The organism is Alteromonas sp. ABD4_190 (assembly GCF_056160105.1).
The window spans coordinates 1033171-1060125 of the sequence record NZ_JBSWWN010000001.1 but is presented as its reverse complement, the minus strand read 5'-3'; the positions used below and the strand labels follow the sequence as shown (position 1 = coordinate 1060125).

The following is a 26955-nucleotide window of genomic DNA, read 5'->3' as shown; positions in this document are numbered from 1 at the left end:
TTTCAAAATCACCTGACTTGTAAACAAACCCTACGCCGCAGAAGGCGAAGAGTTGTTCGAAGTTGACTTCAACACAGTGGAAGAAGACTTCGATTTTACTTCGGGGCGGTAGCCCGCTCTCGCATACTTGGTATGTTTTCCTTTATCAGTGCGTAGTGAATATAAAAATAAACACAAAACGACTGAAAATAGGGTTATTAGAAGCAACATGCGTTAATCCTTTAAGTAACATAGTTTGCTAAAGCCCGTTCATATGAAAAAAAACAATGTATCGAAGCCGATAAAATGTTTTAGTTCTTATGAGACTTTAGTCTAAAACTTTGTGGCTAAAAAATCACCAAAAAAAATTTCTTAAAACTCGGTAACTTCCAATAAGATGGAAAAAGTAACAAAGCGCATTCAAGCTTCGGCATGAGATGGTGCAATTATTGAGTGACATATGTGTGACAATTATTAAAAAAAATACTAAAACTTTAGTTCATAGTGTGGTCAAACATGGCTTCCTGTATCGCTACTTTCGGATAATGCTATCACTATCAATAGCCTATAAAACTTAGACTTTAGGGCAAATTTATACAGTTTAGACCTATTATGTATTGGTGATAATACGAATAGCTGCTAACGTATTTGCGTTGATTACAACTAACCATAACAAGGACCATAATATGGATGAGAAACTTTCGCTTTTTTCAGCAAGTGATGTTGAAAGATATATAAACGACTACGCCATTCCATGGGGTATCAATATTTTAATGGCGATTGCGATTTATGTAGTTGGTAAGATCGTCGTTGGATTTATTTTGTCTTTATTTAGACGCCTAATGGCCAAGTCTAAATATGATGATATGTTGGTAGATTTCCTCGAGGCGATAATTAGCGCTATTTTGATGCTATTCGTTATAGTAGCGTCACTGAATCAACTTGGTGTAGATACTACGTCACTTGTTGCCATCTTGGGTGCGGCTGGTTTAGCCATTGGTCTGTCACTACAAGATTCACTGAAAAACTTTGCGGCAGGCGTAATGCTACTAGTATTTAAGCCATTCAAAGCGGGTGATTTTGTTGAAGCTGCGGGTACTGCTGGCTCAATTAAAAAGATTGGCATTTTCACAACCACAATGAATACGCCTGACAATAAAGAAATTATTGTTCCAAACGGCAATATTTACGGTGGCAACATCACTAACTATTCTGCCAAAGAAACTCGTCGTGTAGACATGGTTGTGGGTATTGGCTACGACGCTGACTTACTAAAAGCTAAGCAAGTGTTGCAAGAAATGGTTGAAGCGGATGAGCGTATTCTAGCTGAACCTGCTCCTACTGTAGCGGTTTCTGAACTTGCAGATAGCAGTGTCAATTTCGTAGTACGCCCTTGGGTAAACGCTGCAGATTTCTGGGCTGTTAAGTTCGATTTTACTGAGCAAGTTAAACTTCGCTTTGATAAAGAAGGAATTTCAATTCCATTTCCACAAATGGACGTGCACCTTCACAAAACAGACGGCGAATAATCGTTAGCTTGAAAACAAAAAACGCTGCTAGATGCAGCGTTTTTTTTGCCTAAATAACGAGTCAGCTATTTAGGCGCTAGACAAAATATAACGTTCTTAGACTGTACCTTTATTTACAGTTAGGTCGATAAGCGGTGGCCTGATAGTCCGCATAGGCTGCGGGCATATTTGCCTGTAGATTATCTATTCTTGTTTGTGGCGCAGGGTGGGTAGATAGTAATTCCATTGGGCGTTCACCGCCGCTAGCCGCATCCATATTTTGCCATAAGTTCACAGATTGTCTTGGGTCAAACCCAGACTTCGCCATCAGCTGAAGACCGATGACGTCAGCTTCTGACTCGTGCGTTCTACTAAAAGGTAACTGAACACCTACTTGCACGCCTAAACCGATCGCAGCCATGATAGGGCCTGATTGAGGAACTTCGTTCGCTGCCAATATTTGACCTACTGCTTGACTACCTACATTGATCAACGTTGACTGAGACATACGCTCGTTACCATGCTCTGCTATAACGTGACCAACCTCATGACCAATTACCGCAGCTAACTGGTGCTGGTTTTCCGCTACGTTCAGCAAGCCTGTATAAACACCTATTTTTCCGCCGGGCAGTGCGAACGCATTAACCTGTTCATCGTCAAACACTACCACTTCCCATTGACCGCCAAAAACACTCTCGGGCACTTGGGCAGTAATGGCGTTTGCAACACATTCTACATAGGAGTTCTGCACCGCTTTGTTAGAAATTTTAAGTTCTTCTTTCATGCCTGAAAAAGCTTGGTCGCCCATTTGCGCTAACTGGGTTTCTGAATACAGTAGTACTTGGTTCCTGCCTGTAGGTGAGGTAGCACAGGCGGTTAGTGTAAGTGCAGCAGCAATAACCGCTGATGCAGTGAATTTCAATTTCATGGTTAATCCTTTTATTTACTGAAGACACCATTTTTGTATTCGAGTTACGAAAAAAATGTCTTTCAGTTTGTACGTCTATTTAGCAGTATTAGTATCAGATAGCACGAATAAAGAAAACTAGACGTTCGCGCTAAAGCGCCTGTATGCCACCTTCAATCTGAACTATTGAGTCGGTTAAACTAAAAATAGGTTGAAATATATACTTACAATTGATGCTTGAAGACGTAAATAGTTGCTTTTTTATAGAAAAGTTACACGCTTTTGCCTTCTTAATATTTGTGTCATAAACTGATTCTAATTTATACATAGAAGTTACATAAATTTTCTGGTGTACTAGGTTAAGGAACTTCAGATTTCTCGGACCTCCGACGTACGACAAAAACAAATAAAAAGGAAAGCAAATGGCAGTGCGTAATAAGTTTAAATATGGATTACTCGCATTTTTAGTTTCAGCAGCGCTCACAGGATGCGGCCTTGACGGTGATGATGGCGCACAGGGCGAGACTGGAGCACAGGGGCCGCAGGGCGAACAAGGTGAACCCGGTGCTGATGGCAGCGACGGTAGCGATGGCATCGACGCTTCTATTGGTGTTGCGATGGATGTCGTAGGTCGCGCTTTCTTGGGTAATCAAACAGCCGCTGAAATCGTTCAGTATCACGCAGATACGAGTACGATTTACGCAACTAATGGCGAAACCAATACGATTGCGGTTATTGATGCATCTAGCGTTAACACGGCCACAATGTCAGATCCAATCAATACAACCACACTTACGCCAACGACTATCGCATTGCCTGCTGATATTAATGGTGTAGTGCTAGGTAGCCTTACAAGTATTGCAGTAAGCGGTGATCTCATGGCTGTTGCTGTACCTGCGGATGTTAAAACTGACAACGGTTACGTGTTGTTCTACAACGGGCTTGATAGTTCTGCTCCCGCGTTTTTAGACTCGGTAGAGGTTGGCGCACTACCAGATATGGTCACTTTCACCCCAGACGGTGGTAAGGTGTTGGTGGCAAATGAAGGTGAACCCTCTGATGACTACACCATCGACCCGGAAGGCTCGATTACAGTCATTAACATTTTAGCCAGCGGAGAGCCTGAAGAAACTGGGACTACAGTCGGTTTCACAGCGTTCAACGGTGCTGAAGCCGATTTGATGGAACAGGGAATGATGTTCCCAAACCCGGCTGGCCAGACTATTAACGGTACTGCAATTACTTCGACAGTTGCTAAAGACCTTGAACCTGAATATATCACGACTACCAACGACGTCGCTTATGTGAGCCTTCAGGAGAACAATGGCCTAGCAATCTTAGATTTAGAAGAATTAACCGTTGATGTTGTTGGTCTAGGTACAAAATCTTGGGCTGGGCTTAACATTGATATTCAAGAGAACGATGCGGTTAGTTTTGGACAATATACCGGCCTTTACGGGGTATATCAGCCTGACACTATCGCTAACTTTACGTGGAAAGATGCAACTTTTATCGTAACCGCGAACGAAGGTGATGCCCGAGAGTATTTCTTTGAAGCTGCCGATGCCGCAGCATGTACGGCTGCTGGTGGTGTTGATTTTGACGAAGACGATGGTTGTTTAGCCTATACCGATGAAGTGAAAGTAGAAGATCTTACTGCTGCTGCTAACTCTGAACTGTCGATGCTACAGGCTACAGGTGAGGCTGACGATTTACGTGTAACTTCGGCTATGGGTGATGCTGATGGAGACGGTGAATACGATGCTGCATATGCTTACGGTGCGCGTTCATTTACCATCTGGGATCAAAATGGTTTAGTGGTTTATGATTCTGGCGACGATTTTGAGCGCATTACCGCTTCAGTTCACGGGGCGCAGTTCAACAACGGTGACGACGAAAATGCTAGCGATTCACGTTCTGAAAACAAAGGGCCTGAGCCAGAAGCATTGACCGTGGGGCAAGTTGGCGATCGTACTTACGCTTTCATCGGTACTGAGCGCATGGGTGGTATTTTCGTATACGATGTTACAAACCCTTACGACGTTCAATTTGCTGAGTACGTGATCAACCGCGATCTTACCGAAGGTTTAACCAGCGATGATGTTATTGGTGACCTTGCGCCAGAAAGTTTGGTATTTGTTAGCGCTGAAGACAGCCCAAGTGGAGTGCCTCTTCTTGTTGTAGGCAACGAAGTTAGCGGTACAGTAACGGTGTGGCAAATCAACCAGCTATAAGCTACCGCTTTGATTACATGAGACCCCGCTTTGAAGCGGGGTTTTTTATTGTTAGCTTGCCAGACTTTTCTGAAGAGCGAGTTTACAATGTCCTTAAGCTTTGTTGTGTCACCTTGATTTAGAACCACTATACCTGCGGCAACACGCAGCGATTGCGAACATTTTAAGGCTCGCTGAGTGGACAATTGTCTATGCGGACTGATGTTAAACAGAGGAATAGAGCTTTCCTTTCGTTCGCTATGGTTACACCGTTTAAGGATTAAGGTAAGCTATAAGCCATAAAACGCAGTCGTATTTTTAAAAGTAAATACGATTAGGCTCAATTGCACTGGTATAGATGCGTTTAGGACACAGAGTAACGCAATGCTCAATACCACCGTAGTGCTATCAAATAATAGAGAATGCCTATGTCTCAGCAAGTTGTGATTAGTGGTGTGGGTGTGTGGCACCCAGAACAAAGTATTACCAACGAAGAATTGGTAGAAAGTTATAATGCTTATGCCGATGCGTTTAATGAAGAAAATAAAGCGCAAATAGAATCAGGTGAAGTGGCTGCAATGCCTCACTCAAGTGCAGAATTCATCGAGAAAGCGTCGGGAATAAAAAGTCGTTATATTTATCAAAAAGAAGGTGCGCTAGACATCTCTCGAATGAAGCCCAAAATTGTGCCACGAGCTGATGATGAACTTTCTCACCAGGCTGAAATTGCCGTAGAGGCTGCCAAGTTAGCGCTAGCGTCAGCTAATGTAGGTGCTGAGGATATTGATGCTGTCATTGTATCTTGTGCCTATACCCAGCGTGCTTACCCCGCTATTGCTATTGAAGTACAAGACGCATTGAATATTGAAGGTTTTGGTTTTGATATGTTAGTAGCGTGTTCAGCTGCCACCTTCGGCATGCATCGCGCTTATGAAATGCTTTGCGCTAACAATGCGACCCGTGTATTGGTGATTAACCCAGAATTAGTGTCGCCACAAATTAACTATGCCGACCGCGATAGTCATTTTATTTTCGGCGATGTAGCAACGGCAACCGTCTTAGAGTTTGCTGAAACAGCGAAGAGCGAGCACATATATGACGTGCTAAGTACTAAGGCATTGACGAAATTTTCGAACAATATTCGTTCAAATTTTGGCTACATGACGCGTGCTGAAGATGTTGACCCCTACGGCCCTGATAAGCTATTTCACCAAGCCGGACGCAAAGTATTTAAAGAGGTATGCCCGTTAGCGGCAGCTCATATTGAAGCACATCTAGCAAGCCATGGTATTGCACCATCAGATGTTAAGCGTTGGTGGCTGCATCAGGCCAATATCAACATGAACACTTTGATTTGCAAGCGGTTGTTAGGGCGCGATGCAGACCGCACAGAAGCGCCAATTGTATTAGACGAATATGCTAATACGGCCTCAGCGGGGTCTGTGATTGCGTTCGGTTTAAATCATGAAGATCTTGTCGCAGGAGATGTGGGTGTTCTTTGTTCGTTCGGCGCGGGGTATTCAATTGGCTCGTTAGTCATACGTAAAAGGTAAACTGCTGAACGCAGATTTTCTTGAATTATGTATAGAGCACTGGCTTGTATTGCCTTTTAACACGCTTATTTGGTACGCCAGGCTCCAAACCAATTTGATAGCACAATAACTTTAACGACATCATAGTATGAATGAGTGCGCTGCCTAGAAGTAAGCAGCAATTAGAAGAACAGTATGAAAAAAGTAGTATTCGTGTAACGCGTTGCAAACGTTTAGGTAATGATAACTAAGGTAAGATAAAAGGATGATTTCAGATGTAGGCTATGGGTTAAATAGCCTGGCGCACTTAGCTCTATTATTGTTGTTGCTAACCGTTCGAAAGCCTGGGGTAGCGAAACACTTACTTGTGTTAGCTGCGGCCGCGACAGTGATATGGTCGACAAGCTTGATCACCTCGATCTTTGGCCCCATTTCCCTTCACTGGCTACTTAGCGTTGATGTAATAAAACAGCTAGCTTGGCTGTTGTTTTTGTCAGCATGTATTCAGACTAACTTCAGTAACATTGCCGCTGTATTAAAACGCCCGATAACTCTTATTATTATTGCTCCTGCACTTGTCGCACTGCTTTCCCCTTATTTATTGGCCGTAAACCCTGCGTGGAGCTTTCTTATTCTGATTGTACTTTCTTTGGAAGTCCTTGTACTTTTAGAAGTCGTCTACCGACAGGCCGGAAAGGAACAGTGGGCATTTAAACCACTCATTATCTATTTGGGCGCTACAAATTTGTTTGAGTTTGTGACCTACGCGAATGCCACTATGGTCAACCAAGTTGAAATTGGTTACATCGCTGCGCGCGGGTATATCTACTTTTTGTTGATGCCTTTGTTGGTGATTTCGATTAGGCGTATTCACCATTGGGGAATTGATATATTTATTTCCCGTGATGTGGTTTTACACAGTTCACTGTTGTTAGTGGCAGGTGGCTACCTTTTTGTCATGGCCGTAGCAGGGTATGCCATAAACTACATGGGCGGTAATTGGGGCGCTACCGTGCAAATTATCCTCGTGGTGATGTCGTTTGCTCTATTGGCTACCGTGTTTTTATCAAATGCTTTTCGTAACAAAATCAAAGTCTTTATTACTAAGCACTTTTTTGCCAACCAATTTGACTATCGTGTTGAGTGGGTGAGATTAACGCAATGGCTTACGCGCGCTGGCGATACTTCCTCCGATGTGTTTCACGCTGGGCTAACGGGTATGCTGAATGCTATTCAGTATGAATCTGGCAAACTTTTCAAAGTAACCTCAAATGGCTATGAATGTGTTGCAGAAGCTTCTTCTATTTCTGGCTCATCAAGTAAGAGCAACAATAATGCGACTTGCACCATTTTAGAGAGCCTAGCGCAATATAGCGACAAGAATGGATGGATCATTGATACCGATGCTTATTTGGTGAAGCCATTTGACTACGAAGGGTTAAAATTAGACCGTAAAGCTCTTGAAGAGTGGGGCTATCAACTTTTTGTTCCTTTCTTAAAAGATGGGGGGTTGTGGGGATTTGCCGTGCTGACGTCAGGCGATAAAGAAAAGATTAGCCTTAATTGGGAAGTGAAAGATTACCTTACTGCTGTTTCTGAGCAAGTAGGCACGTATATGCAGCACCATGAAGCTGCCCAAGTTGTCGCTGAGAATGCACAGTTTGCTGCGTTCAATCGCATGTCAGCTTTTGTATTACATGACTTAAAAAATGTACTTGCTCAGGTCGATCTTATTTTAGCTAACGCTCAACAGCATAAGCATAATCCTGAATTTATTGACGACACATTCGAAACCTTAGAGCACTCTAAGTCAAGAATGGAAAAAATGCTCAAGCAACTGACCGACAAAAAAGCGGTAGAGGAAGGGGTTAACACCGAGCTTTTATTATCAGATATTGCAAAAGATGTGGTGAGTAACCGCTGTTCGGGTTTGCATCCATTACCTAAGGTACATGTGCTTAGAGAGACACCTGTGGTGATAGATAGAGAAAAAGTGGCCAATGTTTTTTATCATTTAATTAGCAACGCACAGCAAGCAACGGGCGATGATGGTGAAGTAGATGTGGTGATTACTGCTAATTCAGACACTAATACCCAGCTTGTTATGATAGAAGATACTGGTGTAGGAATGGATAAGACGTTTATCGAAACCCGTTTGTTCAAGCCTTTCGATACTACAAAGGGAAATGCGGGCATGGGAATAGGAGCTTATGACGCAAAAACCTATATTGAGTCTATTGGCGGCAAGTTGACTGTGCAAAGTGAACCGGGGCGTGGTAGCTGTTTTACGCTGTATTTTCCTATAGGATAATATAACTAATTAGAAAGTGGATGGCCGAGTTTTACATCCACATTCCTTGGACGGATGAAGTAGATTAATAGGATGATGAGATGACCGATACCATTTTGGTAGTAGATGATGATTTAGGTATTCAAAAACAGCTTAAATGGAGTCTTACTGATTACAATGTTGTTTTTGCTGACGATCATACTTCTGCCATTGCGCAGCTACGTCGCTTTGAGCCCAAGGTGGTTACTCTAGATTTAGGGCTTCCTCCAGACCCCGCTAATGCTTCAGAGGGCTTGCGAATTCTTCATGACATCATCGCGTTAGCGCCGAGAACCAAGGTGATCGTGGTGACAGGCAACAGTGATAAACAAAATGCGCTTAAAGCCATTGATTTTGGTGCCTACGACTTTTATCAAAAGCCTATCGATTCTGACACCATTAAACTGTTGGTCAATCGTGCTTTGAACTTGTCGAAGTTAGAGCATGAGAACAGTATTCTATCGCGCACCCGCTCAGGTATGTCGAGGATCGTCGGCAATAGCGAGGCTATACAAAAAGTGGTGCGCCGGGCTGAGAAAATTGCCAATACCGATATCAGCACGTTACTGCTTGGTGAAAGTGGTACGGGTAAAGAAGTATTTGCGCGCAGTATTCATGAACACAGCCCAAGAAAAGATAAACCATTTGTGGCGATTAACTGTGCATCAATACCCGAGAATCTATTAGAAAGTGAGTTGTTTGGTTATGAAAAAGGGGCATTCACCGGCGCGAATAAAACCACTATAGGCAAGATTGAAACGGCGCAAGGCGGTACCTTGTTTCTCGATGAAATAGGGGACATGCCAATAGGGCTACAAGCTAAGATGCTCCGCTTCTTGCAGGAGCGAGTGATAGAGCGCGTAGGTGGACGCAATGAAATTCCTGTAGACATACGGGTTATCTGTGCGACTCACCGAGATTTGCAGGCTATGGTAGCGCAAGAAACCTTTAGGGAAGATTTATATTACCGAGTGGGTGAAATGCCTATTATGATCCCGCCGCTGCGGGAAAGGGATCAAGACATTATTTTGCTGGCTCGTACCTTTTTAAATATTTATCGCGAAGAATTCAAAGCCAAAGCCAAGAGCTTTTCCGAAACGGCGGTCAATGCCATGTTAGCTCACAAATGGCCGGGCAACATTCGTGAGATGCAAAATAAACTCAAGTCAGCGGTAATTATGGCTGAAGGTACGGTAATACAGCCTGATGACCTAGGGTTAATGCCAGTAGGTGCCCATGATGAACCTGAAACGTTGAACCTACGCGAAGTGCGAGAGATTGCAGAGAGTAGAGCTATTCGCAGGGCCTATCAAAAAGCAGACAAGAATATGTCTAAAACGGCAGAACTGCTAGGCGTTACGCGACCAACTTTGTATTCGCTTATTGACAAATACCACATGGAAGATATTAAAAGTAGCGATTAAATGCAGGTAATTGCATCTTCCACTTATTATCTGAATTTGCGCTTAATAACTGGGAAGAGTAATTTTTCATCCCAATTATTAAGCCGTGACAAACTAAACAATATGTGCAAACGTTTTTAAACCACAAACTGACGATGTGGCTCCGCTAGCGCGTCATGACCTGTAAACGTGACTTCAAGTTGTACTTTATTTGGGCTAAGTTCTACAAAAATGACGCTTGCACACACATTACATACGTGATGCGTTTCACCATTAGCTTCATGCAATTTGGCTAACGAGGAAGGAGCACAGTCGATCACAAGCCTTTCTTTTTCAACCGTCATACTCAGTTTACTGGTATCTGTTTGAGTCAGAGTTTCATTGTCGGCTTCTAATTCATCGAGGTGTTCAATTTCATATTGAATGGCTTGACAGCTACAGCTTCCTTTATACATATCTCACTTCCTCTACTGCTATTTATCGAGGGTATCTGGCCACTTGATACTTGCCACATTGTTGAATGATGTGGCAATTCTTGAACCAGGGAAATTGAACCTAGTATCTAACAACGTAGGGTGAGTTCTTGGGCTTGTTAGTGTTTCTATTATGCCTACCCAGCCATTTCTTCCGGAAAGTTTAGCGGCGTAAAGCGCGTAATCTACTACAGCAAATGTACGCTCCCATGCAGCATCAAAATCATCTTGCTTGTCAGGAGGAAGCAATGAAAAGCCTATACTACAGGTAATATTGATAGGTTCTTCTATGCCAATATCAAAAGAAGTGTGAGCCACCATTTCCCGGCAGCGCTCCGCCAATTCTGGCAGTTCTTCTCTATTTGATTGACGACATACGACTAAGAACTCTTCACCGCCCCACCGAATAATAAGATCGGTTTGTCGGAATACCTCTTTTAATACGTTAGCAAATGCTGATAACACTTTGTCACCCGCCATATGGCCATAGTCGTCGTTGATGCGTTTAAAGTGGTCGATATCAATAAGCAAGCAAAGCAAGTCTTGTTTAGCTTTATTTGCATCTGTATTTTGTTTTGCTGAAAATTGACTGCGCCTAATTTCACCCGGAAGTTGTGACTCAAGATAGTGCCTGTTGTATAACCCAGTTAAGGGGTCGCGTAAGCTTACTTCTTCAAGCGTCTTGTAGGCTCTTTCGAGCTCCTGATTTTTTTCTTGGAGGATCAACGTTTGCCGTCTAACTTCACGGCGCAGAATAATGGTTTGTTGGCGTTGTTTGTATCGACTCCAGACTAAAAATGTCAGCAACAGAGCAGCTAAGGATACACTCCAAAATAAGGTGGTTTGTAAGCTTTCACGCTCAGCTTGAGCAAGCACAAGTTGCTTTGATTCTTCTAACTTTTCTAGTGTACGAGACTGGCGCACAAGTTCGATTTCAGCTTGAAGCCCTTCTATGGCGGACTTGTTTTCTGAGTCCAGTAATCTTTCGCGTAGCTGTTGAATGACTGATTGAATGTCCAACGCTTTTTTAAACTCTCCGAGTGAAACAAAGGCACTTAGCTGTATTGAGAGAAAATTTACCTGCCCGCGAATGTCCCTATTTTTTCGCGCATCAATGGTACCCGTTCGAGCTTCTGCTAAAGCCAGTTCAAAGCTCTGTTCTTTCATGTAGGCTTGTGAAAGGGCCAGCCGTCCCTCTTTCATTAATTTGGCTTGGCCCGATGAGCTCGCGAATTGCATGGCTTCTTTTAGGAGGTCTCTACCTTTCGGAATATCGCCATTTTCTACAAGCGCTTTGCCCATTAACATTTTTGCTTGGGCAATTGCACCAACGTCATTGGTAGAAAGTAGAAGAGTCAGAGCCTCGTTAATAGTCTCTATGGCTTGCTTAATGTCACCTGTTTTCAGCGTCAATTCACCCATACGTGCCTTTATAATACCAAGTAATATGGGCGTACCTGTGTTATCAATGCTATCAAATGCATCTTGGTAATAAGTACGGGCTAGGGCCGCTTGATTGAGCAAACTATAAATTTCACCAATACGAAGAAGCGAAAGGCTCATTTCAATAGCCATATTATTTTCACGGAAGTGACGTAGGGCTTGCTTTAACGGTTCAAGAGCAGTTTCGATTTCCCCCTGCTCTTGTCGAATTATGCCAAGTTCAAGGTTTAATCGTGCTTTTAAGAAATCATCTTGTTCAATTTGCGCAATAGACATGGCGCGTCTGACATAAGTCATTGCGGTAGAGTAATTAGATAAATTCCTCTCGGAAGTAGCAAGCTGAAGAAGCGTCGATGCAATTTTATTGAGCTTTCCCTCAAAGGTATAACGCTCAAGCGCAGCGTTAAAAATAGACTTTGATACTTCAAAGCGAGACGAGTTTTGAAGTAGTTGGCCAAGCGTTGAAAAAGCATCGGCGGATACCTGCTGTTGTTGCAAGGCCTGCTCTAGCAACAAAAGCGCCGTACTGTCAGCATCGTTGTATTGTTTTGTTTTTAGAAGGTTTTCAACGTGTTTGATTTCGCTATTAATTAGATTGGTAGCCACTACCGATTTAACCGGCATAAGATACATAGCAAATAGCAGGGCACACATTAGCACGCGCACTGTGCTCAATCCTCCACCGCCCATTCTGTTGTATCTCCCATACGCTGTCAGAATATTTTATTGTTGAGTATCTCAACAGGCTTTCGCCCTAGCACCATGATAATTGTGAAGGGTAAAAAGGTTTTAGTATGCATGTTAATTTATGTTTTAGTCTAGTTTTTCGCTGTTCTTTTCAATCCATTCTCGAATCAACGCAGACTTAGCCTTGCCTGTCTTCTGGGCTGTTTTTGCGAGCTTTTCAATGCATTGCGGCGTCAACGTAAAGGTGGCGTGTCGCATGCCTTCTGGTTTAGCACGTTTTTTTATTGGTACAACGCAATCTGTAAGCGCATTTTTTAACTCGTTTTTTGCAGCAGATGTTTGCTGTTTATTCACTTTACCCTGGGCATAAAGCAAGGCGTCATCTATGAAATCTTCTACAGTGCGAAGCTTGGGCTTAGCTAAAGACTTCGACTTTTTGAGGTTGATTAAACTCATAAGCATCCTCCATTTTGCCAGCTAGTAACTCTTCGAACAGGGTTCTTATTTCCGTCGCGGCTTTACCTTCAGGCTCACTTTCGATTACTGACTGCCCCGACTCTTCTGAGTCATCGTACATGTTTCTGCTAAAAGTAACAGAGTTTAAGACCGGTATTCCGAATGAGCGGCACACTTCTTTTGCCTCTAAAATGCGGTTAGCCAGAGTAGGAAGAGAAGGGCATTGTGTAATGACAAATGCTGCATTCATTTTTGGGTTAACCATCTTACATGTAGATAAAATATCTTCCATATGAGGCACCGTTTTTAAATCGCGACGTTTAGGTCTTAGCGGAATCAGTATGTGATCTGCGACAGCCATTGATGAGCGTAACGCTAAGTTGTCTTGACCACCACAGTCAATGACTACGTAATCGTAGTGTTGTCGAAGGCTAAGTAACTCATTACGTATTTTTCCATATAACTGAACACAGTTTATTTCAGCAAGACGAGGATTCGCTTTTCGTTCTTGGATCCAGTCTGACGTTGTTCGCTGCGGGTCACAATCGACCATTAACACCTTGGCACCTTTCTCTGTGCGAAGGTAAACCGCAATGTTTTGTGCCAAGCAGCTTTTTCCGCTACCGCCCTTTTCCCCACCAACCAAAATAATCATAATGATAATCCTCGAATATCGCCTTACGTTAAAATGCCAAGCGTTAAGTGGACCGCACCTCATATCTGGATCGTACTTAACCTTTAGCAAAAGCATAGGCAGAGTATTAGTTGGGTTCAGCATCAAAATCGATATTTACGAATGTAAGATAATACCTATTGATTTGTGTGAAAACTCAATCTAGTCTTCTAGTTCTATACATAGATTAACATCAGAATCATCGGTAAGAGGTTGTTATGTCAGAAAGTCGCTTCACTTCCAAAGAAGGCCAAAAAGTACCAAGCGTGTCATTTCCATGTCGAGAAGGAGATGCATGGGTAACGAAAACGACAGATGAATTATTTTCTGGCAAAAATGTAGTGGTATTCTCTTTGCCAGGTGCATTTACACCAACTTGCTCGTCCACGCATTTGCCGCGTTATAATGCGTTAGCAAAAAAGTTTGCGAAACATGGCATTGATGACATTGTTTGTGTATCGGTAAACGATACTTTCGTGATGAACGCATGGGCCGCAGATCAGGAAGCCGCGAACATTACAGTCATTCCAGACGGCAACGGTGAATTCACCGACGGCATGGGTATGCTGGTAGATAAAGCGGACCTAGGCTTTGGCAAAAGAAGCTGGCGTTATTCAATGCTAGTGAAAGACGGCGTGGTAGACAAAATGTTTATTGAGCCTGATGTTGCCGGCGACCCGTTTGAAGTGTCAGATGCAGATACCATGCTGGCTTACATTGCGCCAGAAGAGCAAACTAACGCACCTGTTTCTATTATCACAAAACCGGGTTGTCCTTTCTGTGCTAAAGCGAAAAAACTGCTTGATGAAAAAGGTTACGAGTACGAAGAAATCGTGTTGGGCAAAGATGCCTCTCTAACCAGCTTAACGGCGATTAGCGGTCGTGAAACCGTGCCGCAAGTGTTCATTGGCGGTAAGCACATTGGTGGTTCTGACGACCTAGAGGTTTACTTTAGCTAACGTAATATACGTATTAATCGTCACAAGAAACGGGAGCATGGTAAACTGCTCCCGTTTTTTATTAATTATCCGTAGCGGAGAATAATGGTGTCATCGAAGTTTTTTGTAAAAATGCTCATAGGTATTGTTGCGCTTTTAGGTGCAAATATGGCGATAGCTGCAAATGTGTCGATACCCGATACAAGCGAAATGAAAAGCAGAAGTTTTTCAGATCTGCAAAATCAGTTCAAAGCATTTTATGAAAAAGAATGGGGGCAAACCCAGCCGTGTAGAGAAACAGCACTCAATCGCTTTTCTGTTTGCAGTAACGTATTGCGTAATGAAGGAAACTCACCTTTCATGCTGACCAACAAATCAAGCAGCAAAGTGGCAGTACTTATCCATGGTTTAAGCGACTCACCTTTCTTCATGCGTGAAATCGCCAACATCTTATTTGAACAGGGTTTTACTGTAGTCGTGCCGCTTTTGCCTGGGCATGGTAAACGAGATGCCGATGATGACATGTCTGACTGGGATTTAGCTGAACGCTGGCAGGCACACGTCGATGAAGTTATCGACTTAGCCGATAGCATGGGTGACACTCTACTTGTTGGCGGTTTTTCTACGGGGGGGGCATTAGCGGTAGAGCACTATCTTGATGAAGCTAGTAATGATGTAAACAACATCGACGGTTTAATGTTATTTTCTGGTGCGCTGGCGTTATCTGACAACGCTGAAAGTATGTCTCGAATTTGGGGCATTAAACTTTTAGCACGAGTGATTGATGGAAGTTATCAAACCCATGGCCCTAATCCTTACAAATACCCTAACGTGGCGGGTTTAGCTGGGTTGGAATTGATGGACTTAATTAACACTATTCGCGACAAAGTTGAAGAAGGGCAGCAGGTGGAAGTGCCCCTGTTTGCCGCTCATTCTAAAGCTGATGTAACTACGCCAATTCTAGGAATAGAGCAGTTAATGGAAGCAAGTAAAGGTCCAAATACCTTTTTCGTTATCGATGAATCGTACGGATTGTGCCATGCAGATTTAGTTGTGAATACAAGCTTGCTCAATAAAATGAATTTCAACGCAAGCATGGTTAATCAGCAAGAAGAGTGCGCGGTACCTAAAGCAAACCCATTGTTCTCGACCATGGACTTGATGTTGAAAGATTATTTGTCGCAGTTTAAATAAATTACTGGGACCTGTTGACCTTTGGTGTACAACTAGATCAACCGGCCCTGGCTTAGCGACATTAACAGCTGGCTTTACTGGTCGGTGACATCACGCTATTATTTCGTTGCATTGTGTGAATAAATAGCACTTTTCTGAGTACAGTCTTTGAGAAAGTTTCGGTTTGGTTTAGCGCTTAAAGGGTATAAATCGACGAACGCAAGTTCGTGGGTTCTTACACTGTTTTTAATGATGTCCCTTGTGTCGTCAGGCAGCGCTGTATCTATTGAACATTCATACGAACATGCCCATTCAATGTCGGTGATGACACCGCAGTCGGATTCACCTCATGCTAATCATCAAGTTCAATCACCTGAGTCTGCTAATACACATTGTCAGCAACATGAGTTGTCATCACAACATGCGGATTTAAGTGCTAAACACAACATGAGCGAGCCTGCCCAAGTCAATGGCGTCCACGTCAGCGGTGCAGGCGTGAATACCGTGAAAGCAACGCAGATGAGCGATATGTCTTGCTGCAAGGATGAATGTAGTTGTCCATCCGACCACTGTTTTAATCTTAGCGCTGGTGCGCTTATTCAGCCTACTTTCGAGACCGAAATATCGGTGGCGAGAATGGCGGCCACTGCACCTGTTTTAGGGCAGTGCAAAACCCTTCATTTTGGGCAGTTTCGCCCACCTAAATCGCTTTTCACAGCATAGATCTATCTTGCGGATTTGTTTCGCATAGGAGCTGTATTTTATCTAACGAAGTCCTTACTTCGATTTAAAGTGCCTCTTACCTTTTTATCTCTGTAACGCGTGGAACGTTTTTTTGTTAACTTCCTTTTTCAAAGGCAACGAAAAGCAAGCGAATTCAACACGCATTACCCTTGAAAAGTGATGTTATCCATGAGCATTTATTTGGTATCTAATAAAGAGGGCGTTAGCGCTGATAGGCCCTGTAGCGCGAGCACAGTGTTTATCGTATTTTTCGTGCTTACTTCTTTTTTCCTATTTATCAAGCCTTCTAAGGCACAACCGCTGAGCTTAGAACAAGCGCTGCAGTTAGCAATTCAACACGACCCTTTGCTTAAAGGGAATGTGCATCGCAAGAATAGCTTTAATGCAGAAGCTGAGGCGTCATCATACTGGACAAGCCCTCAGATTTCGGCGTCTGTACAAAACTTGCCTACCGATGGCTTCGCATTTGACCAAGAGCCTATGACGCAATTTAAAGTTGGGCTGAAGCAGCAGTTACCGCGAGGCAATGAAAACCTTTACAGCCAGCAAAAGTATCAGGTTATGGCTGACCAAATGTCGGTGCAGAATCAAGCTAGAAAGGCGTGGCTTAAACGTGAAGTCACGCTTACTTGGTTAGACTGGGTTTATGCAACGCATCGCCTTGACTTACTAGACAAAGAGAAATCATTGCTAACACAGCTTCTCGATTTTACTGACTCCAGATACAGTCAAGGCGTTGGTGCAGCGGCGCAGCAAGACATACTGCAAGTGCGCTTGGCATTGTTGTCTTTAGACGACAAATATGTGCAGGCCTACCAGCAAAAAAATGAAGCGAGATCTGCACTTTCAAAATGGTTCGGTGCGCCGCTAGATGCTTCTGTAATCATACCGCTAGATGACTCTGTAAGCGCACCGCTGGCTCAATCAACGCAAGAATCAACGCTTTCTTATCCAAAGCGTATCGAGCTCGATGCTATCTTAAACGACAGCAACCTCAGCCTTTCTTCGTTCTTAACGGTTATTGAGAGCAGTGAGCCTTTTTCAATTCTACAGCATCATCCTGAGGCTATGCTGCTTCAAATTCAGACCCAGATAGAAGCGCAAAATGTGAACATAGCGCGAGAGCAAACCAAGTCTCAGTGGGCATTTGAAGCAAGTTATGGATACAGACAAGACGCGCAAAATGGCGCAAGCCGAGCTGATTTTGTGTCATTGGGTGTTCAAGTAGACCTTCCGTTTTTTAACAAATCTCGTCAAGACGCTTCAATAGCCGCGGCGGCTTCCAAAATGAGTGCGTCTGAAACGGATTTCCGCTTGAAAGTGAACGAGCTTGCCGCGAATGCAGAGGTGCTTAAATCACGCTTGTCAGCGCTAAGTGAGCGCAAAGCGCTTTATGAAACGGCGTTAATTGGTGAAACACAGCAACTTTCTGAAGCTGAACTGGCAGCTTATACCACAGACACCGGTGATATCGGTGATGTTGTCAATGCCAACCTCAAGCAAGTACAGGTACAGGATGATTTACTTAAAATCGACATCGAGCGCGCCAGAACATTGGCGTCACTTGCTTATTTGTACCTGCCCACTCACGCCCATTTTTCGAATAATGAGTAGTTAATATGACATCTTCAACTAACCCTGCTCCAGATACAAAAAGCACGCTAATAAAAGGTTTGCTAGTAGGTCTGCTATTTGGCGGCCTGTTAGCGTTCGGCTTGGCCTCACTATTGTTGTCTGATTCATCAAAACACGGAAATGGTGAAAGTGCCCACAGCGGAGTCAGTGCCCACAGCGAGAAAAGTGCCCAAAGCGACGAAGCAGGCAATAAAGCCCCTTTATATTGGGTAGCGCCTATGGATGAAAGCTATCGCCGTGACAAACCGGGAAAGTCACCGATGGGAATGGACTTGGTGCCAGTATACGCCACTGACGAAGCAACATCTGCGAAAAGTAATGAGCGTACGCCTGGTACCGTAATGATTGCGCCAAATATACAGCACAATATAGGTGTTAAAGTCGCGCCCGTTACCATTGGAACACTTCAACAGACCGTAACGGCGGTGGGCAACGTTGCTTACGATGAAGATTGCATTGTGCACATCCACCCTAGAGTATCAGGTTGGGTCGACAGGCTTTTCATTAAATCTCAAGGTGAGCAAGTAGAAAAAGGACAGGCACTTTATACCCTGTATTCGCCAGAATTAGTTAGCGCACAAGAAGAATACGTTTTAGCTATTAAGCGAGGAGACGCACGTTTAATTGATGGCGCAGCCGAGCGCCTAAGAACTCTGGGGCTATCAAAGAGCGTTATTGAAGCATTGCAAAAAACTAGACGAGTAACACAAACCGTCACATTTAACGCGCCGCAAAGCGGTGTGGTAGAAGCGCTGAATATCAGGGAAGGATTTTACGTTCAGCCCGGGACAACCTTGATGAGCATCGCACAGCTAGATACGGTGTGGGTGATTGCTGAGGTACCTGAAAAATACGCGCAAATCATAGCGCCTCATAATAGCGCTGTGGTTACCCTTGATGAAATGACCCATGGGTCAGGTGCTAAATGGGAAAGTCACATAGAGTATATTTATCCGTCTTTGTCAGAAACAACCCGAACCCTGAAAGTGCGCATACCGCTAAACAATAGCAACCACACGTTAAAGCCTAATATGTTTGCCCACGTTGGAATAAAGCCTACTCAACGTAAAGCGGCGTTACTGGTTCCTCGTAGTGCCGTTATTCGCACGGCTGAGGGCGCAAAAGTGGTACTCAGTGATGGCGATGGCAACTTTAAGTCAGTACGCGTAGCACTGGGGCAAAGCGATAGTACACATTTTGAAGTCGTCGAAGGCTTGCTGCCAGAGGATGATGTTGTGGTATCAGCGCAATTTTTGATTGATTCAGAGTCGTCGAAAAGCAGTGACTTTGAGCGAATGAAAGCGCCCGATCACCAGGCCACGACAACAGGTACTATTGAGGCAATTGAATTGCCAGCTGACGCCGAAACGAATGGCGCTTCGAATAACGCAAGGTTAGTGATCGCTCGCGGGCCGATTGAAAAATGGGGACGGGGACCTGCGACAATGTCATTTGCGGTATCAAAGCATATTGACTTATCTCAGTTTAGTGAAGGTGACGACATCATGTTCACCTTTGTAACTGGCGAAGAATTCACGGTTATTGATATGCGAAAGCACAGTGAACATGCAATGGACAATGACATGGTGCATGACTCAGGTCACAGCAATCATAATCATAATGCGGGCGAGCGGAAGGGCGACGGAGAGCAAAGCGATGCTCATGAGTCCACGGTTCGTAAGTCAATGGCTCATAAATCTATGGAGCATAAATCAATAGAGCATAAGTCGGCAGAACAAAAATCGATAAATCATAAGGAGCATATGCACCATGATTAAATCTGTAATTCGCTGGTCGGTAAACAATAGAATACTGGTATTGCTGAGCGCTATTATGCTCAGTATTGCGGGTGTTTGGGCGGTGAAAAACACCCCCGTTGATGCTATCCCTGATTTATCTGATGTCCAAGTTATAGTGAAAGTAAACTATCCCGGTCAGTCACCGCAAGTGGTGGAAGATCAGGTGACGTTTCCTCTCACCTCTGCGCTAATGTCAGTGCCTGGCGCACAGACGGTGCGAGGGTATTCATTCTTCGGCGATGCCTACGTATATATAATCTTTGATGACGATACAGACATGTACTGGGCTCGAAGCCGCGTTCTGGAATACCTAAGCCAGGCGTCTTCGCAACTTCCAGAAGGCGTGACACCCCAGCTAGGTCCAGATGCGACAGGGGTAGGTTGGGTTTACATTTATGCGTTGGAAAACGATGCTAGTCAGCCAAATGCGCTGGATGCTGGTGAGTTAAGGGCGTTGCAAGACTGGTTCTTGAAGTTTGAGCTACAGTCAGTTGAAGGCGTATCTGAAGTTGCGTCTGTTGGAGGGATGGTTAAACAATACCAAGTTATTGTCGACCCTCAAAAATTACGTGCCTATAACATCCAGCCATCCATGATAGAAATTGCCCTTAAACGGGGTAACCGCGCGTCAGGCGCTTCGGTTATTGAAATGGCCGAGGCAGAGTACATGGTTAGCGCGCAAAGCTATATTCAGGACATTGATGACATACTGGCGTTGCCCACAGGCGTTATCAAAGACGGCGTTAGCATAACGATTAATGATGTAGCACAAGTGGTAGAAAGCCCGTTGATGCGCCGCGGTATTGCTGAACTAAACGGGAATGGCGAAACCGTAGGTGGCATTATAGTTATGCGCTATGGCGAAAACGCTAAAGCCACTATCGATGCGGTTAAAGCTAAGCTGGATTCATTAAAAGCGAGCTTGCCGGAAGGGGTGAAGATAGTCCCCGTTTACGATCGCTCTACCCTTATTGATAAGTCCGTCGATACCCTCACCAATAAGCTAGTTGAGGAATTGCTGGTTGTTGGTTTGGTATGCGCTATTTTCTTGTTTCACATACGTTCATCAATGGTTGCGCTAATCAGTTTGCCTATTGGTATTCTCGCCGCCTTTATCGTAATGAAGCTGCAGGGACTTAATGCCAACATCATGTCTTTAGGTGGCATTGCTATCGCTATTGGTGCAATGGTGGATGGCGCTATTGTTGTGGTTGAAAATTTACACAAGCACATTCATCAGCATGCTGTTTCATCAAGTCAGGGAGCCTCAGCGAGTCAAAGGGATTCAGCAAGTCAAAGGGGGGTAGCAAGTCAAAGGGGGGTAGCAAGTCAGGTGGGGGCAGGGAGTGCCCAAGCGCGAACATCTATACCAGCCTCTGCGCCAACATCTGCAAAGCTTTCGGCAGCCAAACGTTGGGAACTGGTGATTAAGTCGACCACCGAAGTTGGCCCAGCTTTATTCTTTGCGCTCCTAATTATAACCGTATCCTTTATTCCTGTTTTTGCATTGGAAGCGCAAGAAGGGCGTCTTTTTGCGCCTCTTGCCTTTACCAAAACCTATGCCATGGCAGCAGCTGCGGCGCTGGCAATTACTTTAGTTCCTGTGCTGGCGGGTTATTTTGTACGCGGAAAAATACGATCTGAAGCCCAGAACCCGGTAAATAGAGCTTTAAAGCGCGTATATCAACCATTGCTGACGCGGTTGCTTAACTACCCACGGAGCACCTTGTTGGGAGCATTTTGCTTGTTGCTTTCCATGTACTGGCCGTTAAGCCAACTAGGTAGTGAATTTATGCCCGAACTGGACGAAGGCGATTTGATGTATATGCCTACTACCTATCCGGGTATTTCAGTGGGTAAAGCCAGAGAGCTTTTACAGCAGACGGACAAGCTTATTGCAACCTTGCCCGAGGTTGAAACGGTATTCGGAAAAATTGGACGCGCAGATACGGCCACAGACCCTGCACCATTGACGATGATTGAAACCTTCATTCAGCTTAAACCGAAAGCGCAGTGGAGGGCGGGCATGACCACTGAAAAGCTCAAAGAAGAGCTTAACGCTCTGGTGCAATTTCCTGGGCTGACCAATGCGTGGGTCATGCCAATTAAAACCCGTATCGACATGTTGGCAACCGGGATAAAAACACCTGTTGGGATCAAGATTGCGGGGCCTGACTTAGCAGGTATTGAAGCCATTGGAAAGGATATAGAGACACTGCTTAAAGACCTGCCCAACACAGCATCTGTATATGCTGAGCGGGTGGTTGGTGGTCGTTATGTTTATATCGATATCGACAGGCAGTTGGCGGCGCGTTACGGCATGACGATAGACGATGTTCACAGCATTCTAGCTTCGGCAGTGGGCGGCAAAGTAGTTACACAGTCAGTGGAAGGGCGTGAGCGTTTTCCTATCGCCATGCGTTTTTTACAGCACTACCGCGATACGCCTGAATCTTTAGCATCCATGCCTTTCGTTACGCCAAGCGGTGTTCACATTACTCTTGGCGATGTGGCAACTGTGCGTATTGACGACGGACCAGCCGGAATTAAAAGCGAAAATGCCCGACTAAATGGGTGGGTGTATGTTGATATATCGTCAAACTCAGCCACGGGCGTTGACTTAGGGGGCTATGTAGATAGCGCGAAAAGCTATTTGTCAGACCATTTAGATTTACCGACTGGATACTCCATTACGTGGGCGGGGCAGTTTGCTTACCTTGAGCGCGCGAAAGCAAAACTGTCGGTGGTTATACCGCTAACATTAGCCATTATCTGCCTTTTGCTTTATCTGGCATTTAAACGCCTTCGCGATGTGGCGCTCATACTTGCTACCCTACCTTTGGCGCTGGTGGGCAGTGTGTGGTTGCTCTATCTTCTTAATTTTAATCTATCGGTGGCGGTAGGCGTAGGGTTTATTGCCTTAGCAGGTGTAGCGGTAGAAATAGGCGTTATCATGCTGGTCTATCTAAACCAATATGTATCAGAAGCACTTACTAAGCACGCAACAGAAAGTGGCAACACCAAAAAAGATGAGCTTGTGAAAAAGGCTATTGTCCATGCCGCCTCGGCAAGGCTTCGCCCTGTTATGATGACATCGCTTTCTATTATTGTTGGCTTGTTGCCTGTGCTTTATGCCACTGGAACCGGAAGTGAGGTGATGCAGCGAATTGCGGCGCCTATGGTAGGCGGTATGGCGAGTGCACTGGTATTAACGCTGTTGGTATTACCAAGCGCGTTTTACTTAATTGTGTCATGCAAGAAATAATGGAGTTGAAAGTGCAAGATTGAAAGTGCAATAGACTAGATAAAGCATGGGGAAGCGATAACACGCTTCCCTACGCTTCATTTTTAAAGTGTTGCCCGATTAATGCTCTTCCGCGTGCTTTTCCGCATAATCTTCCACTTGTTGCCAAACGCGCAAAAGGTTTCCGCTCAATATCTTTTCAATGTCGGTACGGCTATAACCTCTATCCAGCAATCCTTGTACTAAGTTTGGAAAACTCGCTACGTCTTTAAGTCCAATGGGTAAAGAGTCACCTACACCGTCATAGTCTGAACCAATACCCACGTGATCAACACCAATCAGTTTTACCACGTGATCGATATGGTCAAGCACTTCATCAAGGGTTGAATAAGGGTAAGGCATTTCTTTGCGATAATTCTCTTCAAAGTTCTCTAACTTAGGGCTGTCTTCGCCTTCTTTTTCAACCAAGGCTTTGCGCGCTGCAGTAAGGCCACTACGCCATTTGCCCGCTTCTTTAGACACAAAACTTGAACCAAAGTTAATCATAATTACACCGCCATTTTCGCCGAGTTTTTTGATCATCTCGTCGTCCATGTTGCGCTCAAAGCCAGGTGTAAATCGGCGCAGTGAAGAGTGCGATGCTATAACTGGTACCTTTGTTAGCTCGATAACCTGATAAAAAGCGTCATCAGAAACATGAGAAATATCTAACATGATACCTATATTATTCATTTCGCCCACTAGGGTTTTACCAAACGGGCTTAAGCCTTTCCATTTTCTACGCAGATCATACGAAGAGTCAGAGATGTGGTTGGCTTGACTATGAGCAAGGGTAATATAGCGAATGCCGCGCTCGTAAAAAGCCGTTAAATTTGCTAAGTCACCTTGAATAGGAGAACCATTTTCCATACCCATTGGCAGTGAAATTAGCCCCTTTTCAAATTGGGCTTTTACATCAGAAGGGCTTTTAGCAATGGCAAATTTATCCGGGGCGCGGGCAACAATGGCTTCTACTGAATCGATGAGCTCATGGGCAAGTTGGGTAGATTCAGGCGAATTGTCCAAGCTGGCAGGTACATAAATACTCATAAAGGGGGCGTTCAGGCCACCAGAAACTGCGCGAGGGTAGTCAAAGTCTCCACCTTCAGTGGCTTTAGTAACATCCACCCACTTTTCCTTTACGCGATAGGGAACGTCGATGTGACCATCTACAATAATGGTTTCTTGTGCGATCGTGATAGCTTTTTCAGATGCTGAATAAGTTGAGCTCTTAGCAAGAGAAGAGTGTGAAGCAAAAAGCGCAGAGATAAGTATTGCGCAAGATGAGAGTGGGAAGCGCCCCTTCATAGAAAATCCTTATTTTGTTTTTTTGTCGCTTAGGTCAACAATCGCTAACTTAATAGCAATACGAGACTAAAGGATAATGCACACCGCGACAATAGGCTTTTACTTGCTACGCATTAACCTCAGATTGATCTCGTGAACCCCTAAATTAGTCGATATTGCTCATTTTTAGAGCGCTTGTGCTTGTTTACTTCAAGTTTACATTGCAATAAAAATTTAAAACTTGTTATGGTGAAGACTGCGTGACTTCATTGCGCGAATACGGGATACTCCCAAGCGCTCCGCCAATTATCGATGACTACTATGCATCAGCGCGGCCGACGTAATTTTTTAGTGGCACCCGCTCTTCTCACATAATCAAGCCGGGGCCACAGCTAACAAGTATGAGAAATAAATATGGCTATTAATTTTGTACCGCTAGATAAAGAAAAGCATAAAGACCTAAAGGTTGCGGTAAATACATCTTTCAGCTTTGCGAAAAATACACACCTTGCAGCAGCAACGATCCGTGAATTTGCACAACTAGCTGCGACAATGCCGCTAGTGTTCATTGAAGACACTACATCAAAGCGTCACCACGTTGTGACTATGCTTGGTATGGAACAAGGTCAAAACCTTTTTCTAACTGGCGACAGCTGGAAAGGCCCTCACGTTCCAATGAACATCCTTCGCTATCCATTCGACGTGCGTCCAGACGGCGACAAGCTTGGCGTTTACATTGATGAAAACTCTGAACTTATTTCTGACGAAGGCCAAGCGCTATTCACTGAAGCGGGTGAAGCAAGCGAGTTCCTAGATAACCGTCAGAAATTCCTAGCAGACCTTGCGAATAGCGAAATGCTAACTCAGCGTTTTGTTGCGAAAGTCGTTGAACTGGACCTTCTTGATCCAATTCAAATTCGCCTTACTTACCAAGATGGTAAACAGCGCAATGTTACCGGCATGATGAGCATCAACGAGAAGAAGCTTCTTGAGCTGCCAGAAGAGCAGGTGCTTGAGCTACACAAGCAAGGCTTCCTAGGTGCAATTTATGCGGTAATGATGTCAGTGGGTCAGCTAAACCGCCTTGTTGAGCTTTCTAACGACACAGAAAACCCAATTCGCAGCATGCAGCTTTCTGCGGTTAAAGCAGAAGAAGCAGCATCTGAAGCGGCGCCAAACGCGTAATCGCTCCCTCATTTTGAAGTTTAAAAGCCCGCAAAGTTGCGGGTTTTTTTGTACCTAAAATTCACGTTCAGACTTCGTCATGTTTCGTTCAGAAACCGTTAAGTTTTAATGCCTTATCTTATGCGTAATGGTTTCACACGTCGTTCCCAACACATTTTTAAGGACAAAAGACATGAACATCAAATCTAATAAACTTTCAACAACGCTAACTGCACTATCACTTATTACGGCTTCAGTATTTGCAGTATCAGCAGCGCATGCAGCGACACAAAACGAAGTACAAGTAACCACCGTTGATTTTGAGGGGCTGGATGACAACCTCTACGGTGCTAGATATGTGCGCTACCTTGACGAGGTGAGTGGTAACAGCGGCGCCTACTTAATTAACCCATATCTTCAGCGTGTATCAAGTTTGTCTGGTGGGTACGCTAATTTAGACGGTATCGATGTGTTTAACTTAGGTAGCACCTTTTATTTCGACGATACGTGGATGCTAGCCATTGAAGGTGCCCATAGTAAATTTGACGACGACTTTGGCGATGAGGATTACACCAATATCGATTTAAAAGTAGGGTTTAACTTATCACGCCAATGGCAAATAGGCGCAGGTGTCATCTATCAGCGTGCCACGTACGACTTTAATGCCGGTGGAGAAAGTTACAGCGAAAGCGAGAATGAAACTTCACCTCTAGTTTTCACTCGCTATACCACAGTAGGCAATGGGGGGACCGGTTGGGACTTCACTGCTCAATACATTGCCGATGATGTTGATGTATTATCTGGAAGTGCGCGTTACTTCTTTAGCCCAGGTTTAAGTGTTCAAGGCAGCTATAGCTATACCAATGCGCCAGATGGCTTTGACAACTTAAAAACAGCAGGGGTTGCTTTAGATTACTGGGTGAATGAACAATTCTCTGTATCGGCAAGCTATGAAACAGATATTGATAGCGATATCGAAAGCGACGTTGCGTCGCTTACAGCTTCTTACCGTTTTTAAGGTAACTCAGCCATCAACTATCGATAGCTAGCAATTGTTAATAATGAACTATCAGTTTCGGTTGGTAGTTCATTTTTTGCGTTTATTCCTAGACACTGCTTTTAACTTAACCAACGTGTTTAATTTAGATAAAAACAGCCATTCATCGATAAATTTTAAGTTTAATTTTACCCACCTGAATATTTTTTAATCTTTTTTACGCGCCTAATCATACACTTCCTAAAGATACTGTATATCCAACCAGTTTAATCCCAGTGTTTATGCGGCTTTCACGCCTTTTTTCTACTTGACAGTGGGGATCATTGGTACCT

General features: G+C 44.2%; 19 protein-coding genes. 13 read left to right on the top strand and 6 right to left on the bottom strand.

The features are described 5' to 3' along the window. The first annotated feature begins 665 nt into the window (after positions 1–665). On the top strand, positions 666–1508 hold the full coding sequence (locus ACXAFM_RS04660; protein ID WP_474827344.1) for a mechanosensitive ion channel family protein: 843 nt from the start codon (positions 666–668) through the stop codon (positions 1506–1508). A gap of 109 nt (positions 1509–1617) precedes the next feature. Here ACXAFM_RS04660 and ACXAFM_RS04655 read toward each other — a convergent pair whose 3' ends face one another. Next, positions 1618–2415, bottom strand: coding sequence for a M48 family metallopeptidase (locus ACXAFM_RS04655; protein WP_474827342.1), 798 nt, complete (start codon positions 2413–2415; stop codon positions 1618–1620). A 401-nt stretch (positions 2416–2816) separates the two neighbouring features. Between ACXAFM_RS04655 and ACXAFM_RS04650 the strand changes: the two genes are divergently transcribed. From ACXAFM_RS04650 to prsR, 4 genes are all read left to right on the top strand, one after another. Next, entirely contained in the window at positions 2817–4628 is a 1812-nt protein-coding gene (locus ACXAFM_RS04650) for a choice-of-anchor I family protein (protein ID WP_474827340.1), read from the top strand. A gap of 407 nt (positions 4629–5035) precedes the next feature. Then, positions 5036–6160 (top strand): beta-ketoacyl-ACP synthase III, encoded by a 1125-nt coding sequence (locus tag ACXAFM_RS04645; protein WP_474827339.1) that lies wholly within the window; start codon positions 5036–5038, stop codon positions 6158–6160. Between the two features lie 244 nt (positions 6161–6404). After that, positions 6405–8450, top strand: coding sequence for an XrtA/PEP-CTERM system histidine kinase PrsK (prsK, locus tag ACXAFM_RS04640; protein WP_474827337.1), 2046 nt, complete (start codon positions 6405–6407; stop codon positions 8448–8450). Positions 8451–8530: 80 nt separating this feature from the next. Continuing rightward, positions 8531–9892 (top strand): PEP-CTERM-box response regulator transcription factor, encoded by a 1362-nt coding sequence (gene prsR / locus ACXAFM_RS04635; protein WP_474827335.1) that lies wholly within the window; start codon positions 8531–8533, stop codon positions 9890–9892. A gap of 116 nt (positions 9893–10008) precedes the next feature. Here prsR and ACXAFM_RS04630 read toward each other — a convergent pair whose 3' ends face one another. From ACXAFM_RS04630 to ACXAFM_RS04615, 4 genes are all read right to left on the bottom strand, one after another. Beyond that, a complete protein-coding gene (locus ACXAFM_RS04630) occupies positions 10009–10326 on the bottom strand; it encodes a GFA family protein (protein ID WP_474827333.1) in 318 nt (105 codons plus the stop codon). An 18-nt stretch (positions 10327–10344) separates the two neighbouring features. Next, positions 10345–12453 carry a tetratricopeptide repeat-containing diguanylate cyclase gene (locus ACXAFM_RS04625; RefSeq protein WP_474830510.1) on the bottom strand — a complete coding sequence of 703 codons (2109 nt, stop codon included), beginning with the start codon at positions 12451–12453 and terminating at the stop codon, positions 10345–10347. A 147-nt stretch (positions 12454–12600) separates the two neighbouring features. Beyond that, the gene (locus tag ACXAFM_RS04620) at positions 12601–12930 is read right to left on the bottom strand and encodes a replication protein RepA (RefSeq protein WP_474827331.1); all 330 of its coding nucleotides are present in this window, start codon (positions 12928–12930) and stop codon (positions 12601–12603) included. Further along, positions 12890–13585 carry an AAA family ATPase gene (locus ACXAFM_RS04615; protein ID WP_474827329.1) on the bottom strand — a complete coding sequence of 232 codons (696 nt, stop codon included), beginning with the start codon at positions 13583–13585 and terminating at the stop codon, positions 12890–12892. Before ACXAFM_RS04615 ends, ACXAFM_RS04620 begins: the two co-directional genes overlap by 41 nt. Positions 13586–13821: 236 nt before the next feature. On the opposite strand from ACXAFM_RS04615, the gene ACXAFM_RS04610 reads away from it, so the two are divergent. The 6 genes from ACXAFM_RS04610 (at position 13822) to ACXAFM_RS04585 (ending at position 23157) form a co-directional block, all read left to right on the top strand. Beyond that, entirely contained in the window at positions 13822–14562 is a 741-nt protein-coding gene (locus ACXAFM_RS04610; protein ID WP_039218689.1) for a glutathione peroxidase, read from the top strand. An 84-nt stretch (positions 14563–14646) separates the two neighbouring features. Further along, positions 14647–15735, top strand: a complete 1089-nt coding sequence (locus ACXAFM_RS04605; protein WP_474827326.1) for an alpha/beta hydrolase — start codon at positions 14647–14649, stop codon at positions 15733–15735. A 147-nt stretch (positions 15736–15882) separates the two neighbouring features. Next, entirely contained in the window at positions 15883–16437 is a 555-nt protein-coding gene (locus ACXAFM_RS04600; protein WP_474827324.1) for a hypothetical protein, read from the top strand. Positions 16438–16626: 189 nt separating this feature from the next. Beyond that, a complete protein-coding gene (locus tag ACXAFM_RS04595; RefSeq protein WP_474827322.1) occupies positions 16627–18072 on the top strand; it encodes a TolC family protein in 1446 nt (481 codons plus the stop codon). A 5-nt stretch (positions 18073–18077) separates the two neighbouring features. Then, positions 18078–19871 (top strand): efflux RND transporter periplasmic adaptor subunit, encoded by a 1794-nt coding sequence (locus ACXAFM_RS04590; RefSeq protein ID WP_474827320.1) that lies wholly within the window; start codon positions 18078–18080, stop codon positions 19869–19871. Then, a complete protein-coding gene (locus ACXAFM_RS04585) occupies positions 19864–23157 on the top strand; it encodes an efflux RND transporter permease subunit (protein WP_474827318.1) in 3294 nt (1097 codons plus the stop codon). Before ACXAFM_RS04590 ends, ACXAFM_RS04585 begins: the two co-directional genes overlap by 8 nt. Positions 23158–23256: 99 nt before the next feature. Here the strand turns inward: ACXAFM_RS04585 and ACXAFM_RS04580 are convergent, their stop codons facing one another. Further along, positions 23257–24483, bottom strand: a complete 1227-nt coding sequence (locus ACXAFM_RS04580) for a dipeptidase (RefSeq protein WP_474827316.1) — start codon at positions 24481–24483, stop codon at positions 23257–23259. 393 nt (positions 24484–24876) lie between these two features. Between ACXAFM_RS04580 and ACXAFM_RS04575 the strand changes: the two genes are divergently transcribed. Beyond that, on the top strand, positions 24877–25647 hold the full coding sequence (locus ACXAFM_RS04575) for a SapC family protein (protein ID WP_474827314.1): 771 nt from the start codon (positions 24877–24879) through the stop codon (positions 25645–25647). A gap of 172 nt (positions 25648–25819) precedes the next feature. Next, positions 25820–26644: a hypothetical protein gene (locus tag ACXAFM_RS04570; protein WP_474827312.1), complete on the top strand. Its 825-nt coding sequence runs from the start codon at positions 25820–25822 to the stop codon at positions 26642–26644. The last annotated feature ends 311 nt before the right edge of the window (positions 26645–26955 follow it).

Coding starts and splice junctions, on each gene's coding strand:
- ACXAFM_RS04660 (WP_474827344.1), top strand. CDS start 666: ATGGATGAGAAACTTTCGCTTTTTTCAGCAAGTGATGTTGAAAGATAT.
- ACXAFM_RS04650 (WP_474827340.1), top strand. CDS start 2,817: ATGGCAGTGCGTAATAAGTTTAAATATGGATTACTCGCATTTTTAGTT.
- ACXAFM_RS04655 (WP_474827342.1), bottom strand. CDS start 2,415: ATGAAATTGAAATTCACTGCATCAGCGGTTATTGCTGCTGCACTTACA.
- ACXAFM_RS04580 (WP_474827316.1), bottom strand. CDS start 24,483: ATGAAGGGGCGCTTCCCACTCTCATCTTGCGCAATACTTATCTCTGCG.
- ACXAFM_RS04605 (WP_474827326.1), top strand. CDS start 14,647: ATGGTGTCATCGAAGTTTTTTGTAAAAATGCTCATAGGTATTGTTGCG.
- ACXAFM_RS04570 (WP_474827312.1), top strand. CDS start 25,820: ATGAACATCAAATCTAATAAACTTTCAACAACGCTAACTGCACTATCA.
- prsR (WP_474827335.1), top strand. CDS start 8,531: ATGACCGATACCATTTTGGTAGTAGATGATGATTTAGGTATTCAAAAA.
- ACXAFM_RS04615 (WP_474827329.1), bottom strand. CDS start 13,585: ATGATTATTTTGGTTGGTGGGGAAAAGGGCGGTAGCGGAAAAAGCTGC.
- ACXAFM_RS04645 (WP_474827339.1), top strand. CDS start 5,036: ATGTCTCAGCAAGTTGTGATTAGTGGTGTGGGTGTGTGGCACCCAGAA.
- ACXAFM_RS04585 (WP_474827318.1), top strand. CDS start 19,864: ATGATTAAATCTGTAATTCGCTGGTCGGTAAACAATAGAATACTGGTA.
- ACXAFM_RS04620 (WP_474827331.1), bottom strand. CDS start 12,930: ATGAGTTTAATCAACCTCAAAAAGTCGAAGTCTTTAGCTAAGCCCAAG.
- prsK (WP_474827337.1), top strand. CDS start 6,405: ATGATTTCAGATGTAGGCTATGGGTTAAATAGCCTGGCGCACTTAGCT.
- ACXAFM_RS04610 (WP_039218689.1), top strand. CDS start 13,822: ATGTCAGAAAGTCGCTTCACTTCCAAAGAAGGCCAAAAAGTACCAAGC.
- ACXAFM_RS04590 (WP_474827320.1), top strand. CDS start 18,078: ATGACATCTTCAACTAACCCTGCTCCAGATACAAAAAGCACGCTAATA.
- ACXAFM_RS04595 (WP_474827322.1), top strand. CDS start 16,627: ATGAGCATTTATTTGGTATCTAATAAAGAGGGCGTTAGCGCTGATAGG.
- ACXAFM_RS04575 (WP_474827314.1), top strand. CDS start 24,877: ATGGCTATTAATTTTGTACCGCTAGATAAAGAAAAGCATAAAGACCTA.
- ACXAFM_RS04630 (WP_474827333.1), bottom strand. CDS start 10,326: ATGTATAAAGGAAGCTGTAGCTGTCAAGCCATTCAATATGAAATTGAA.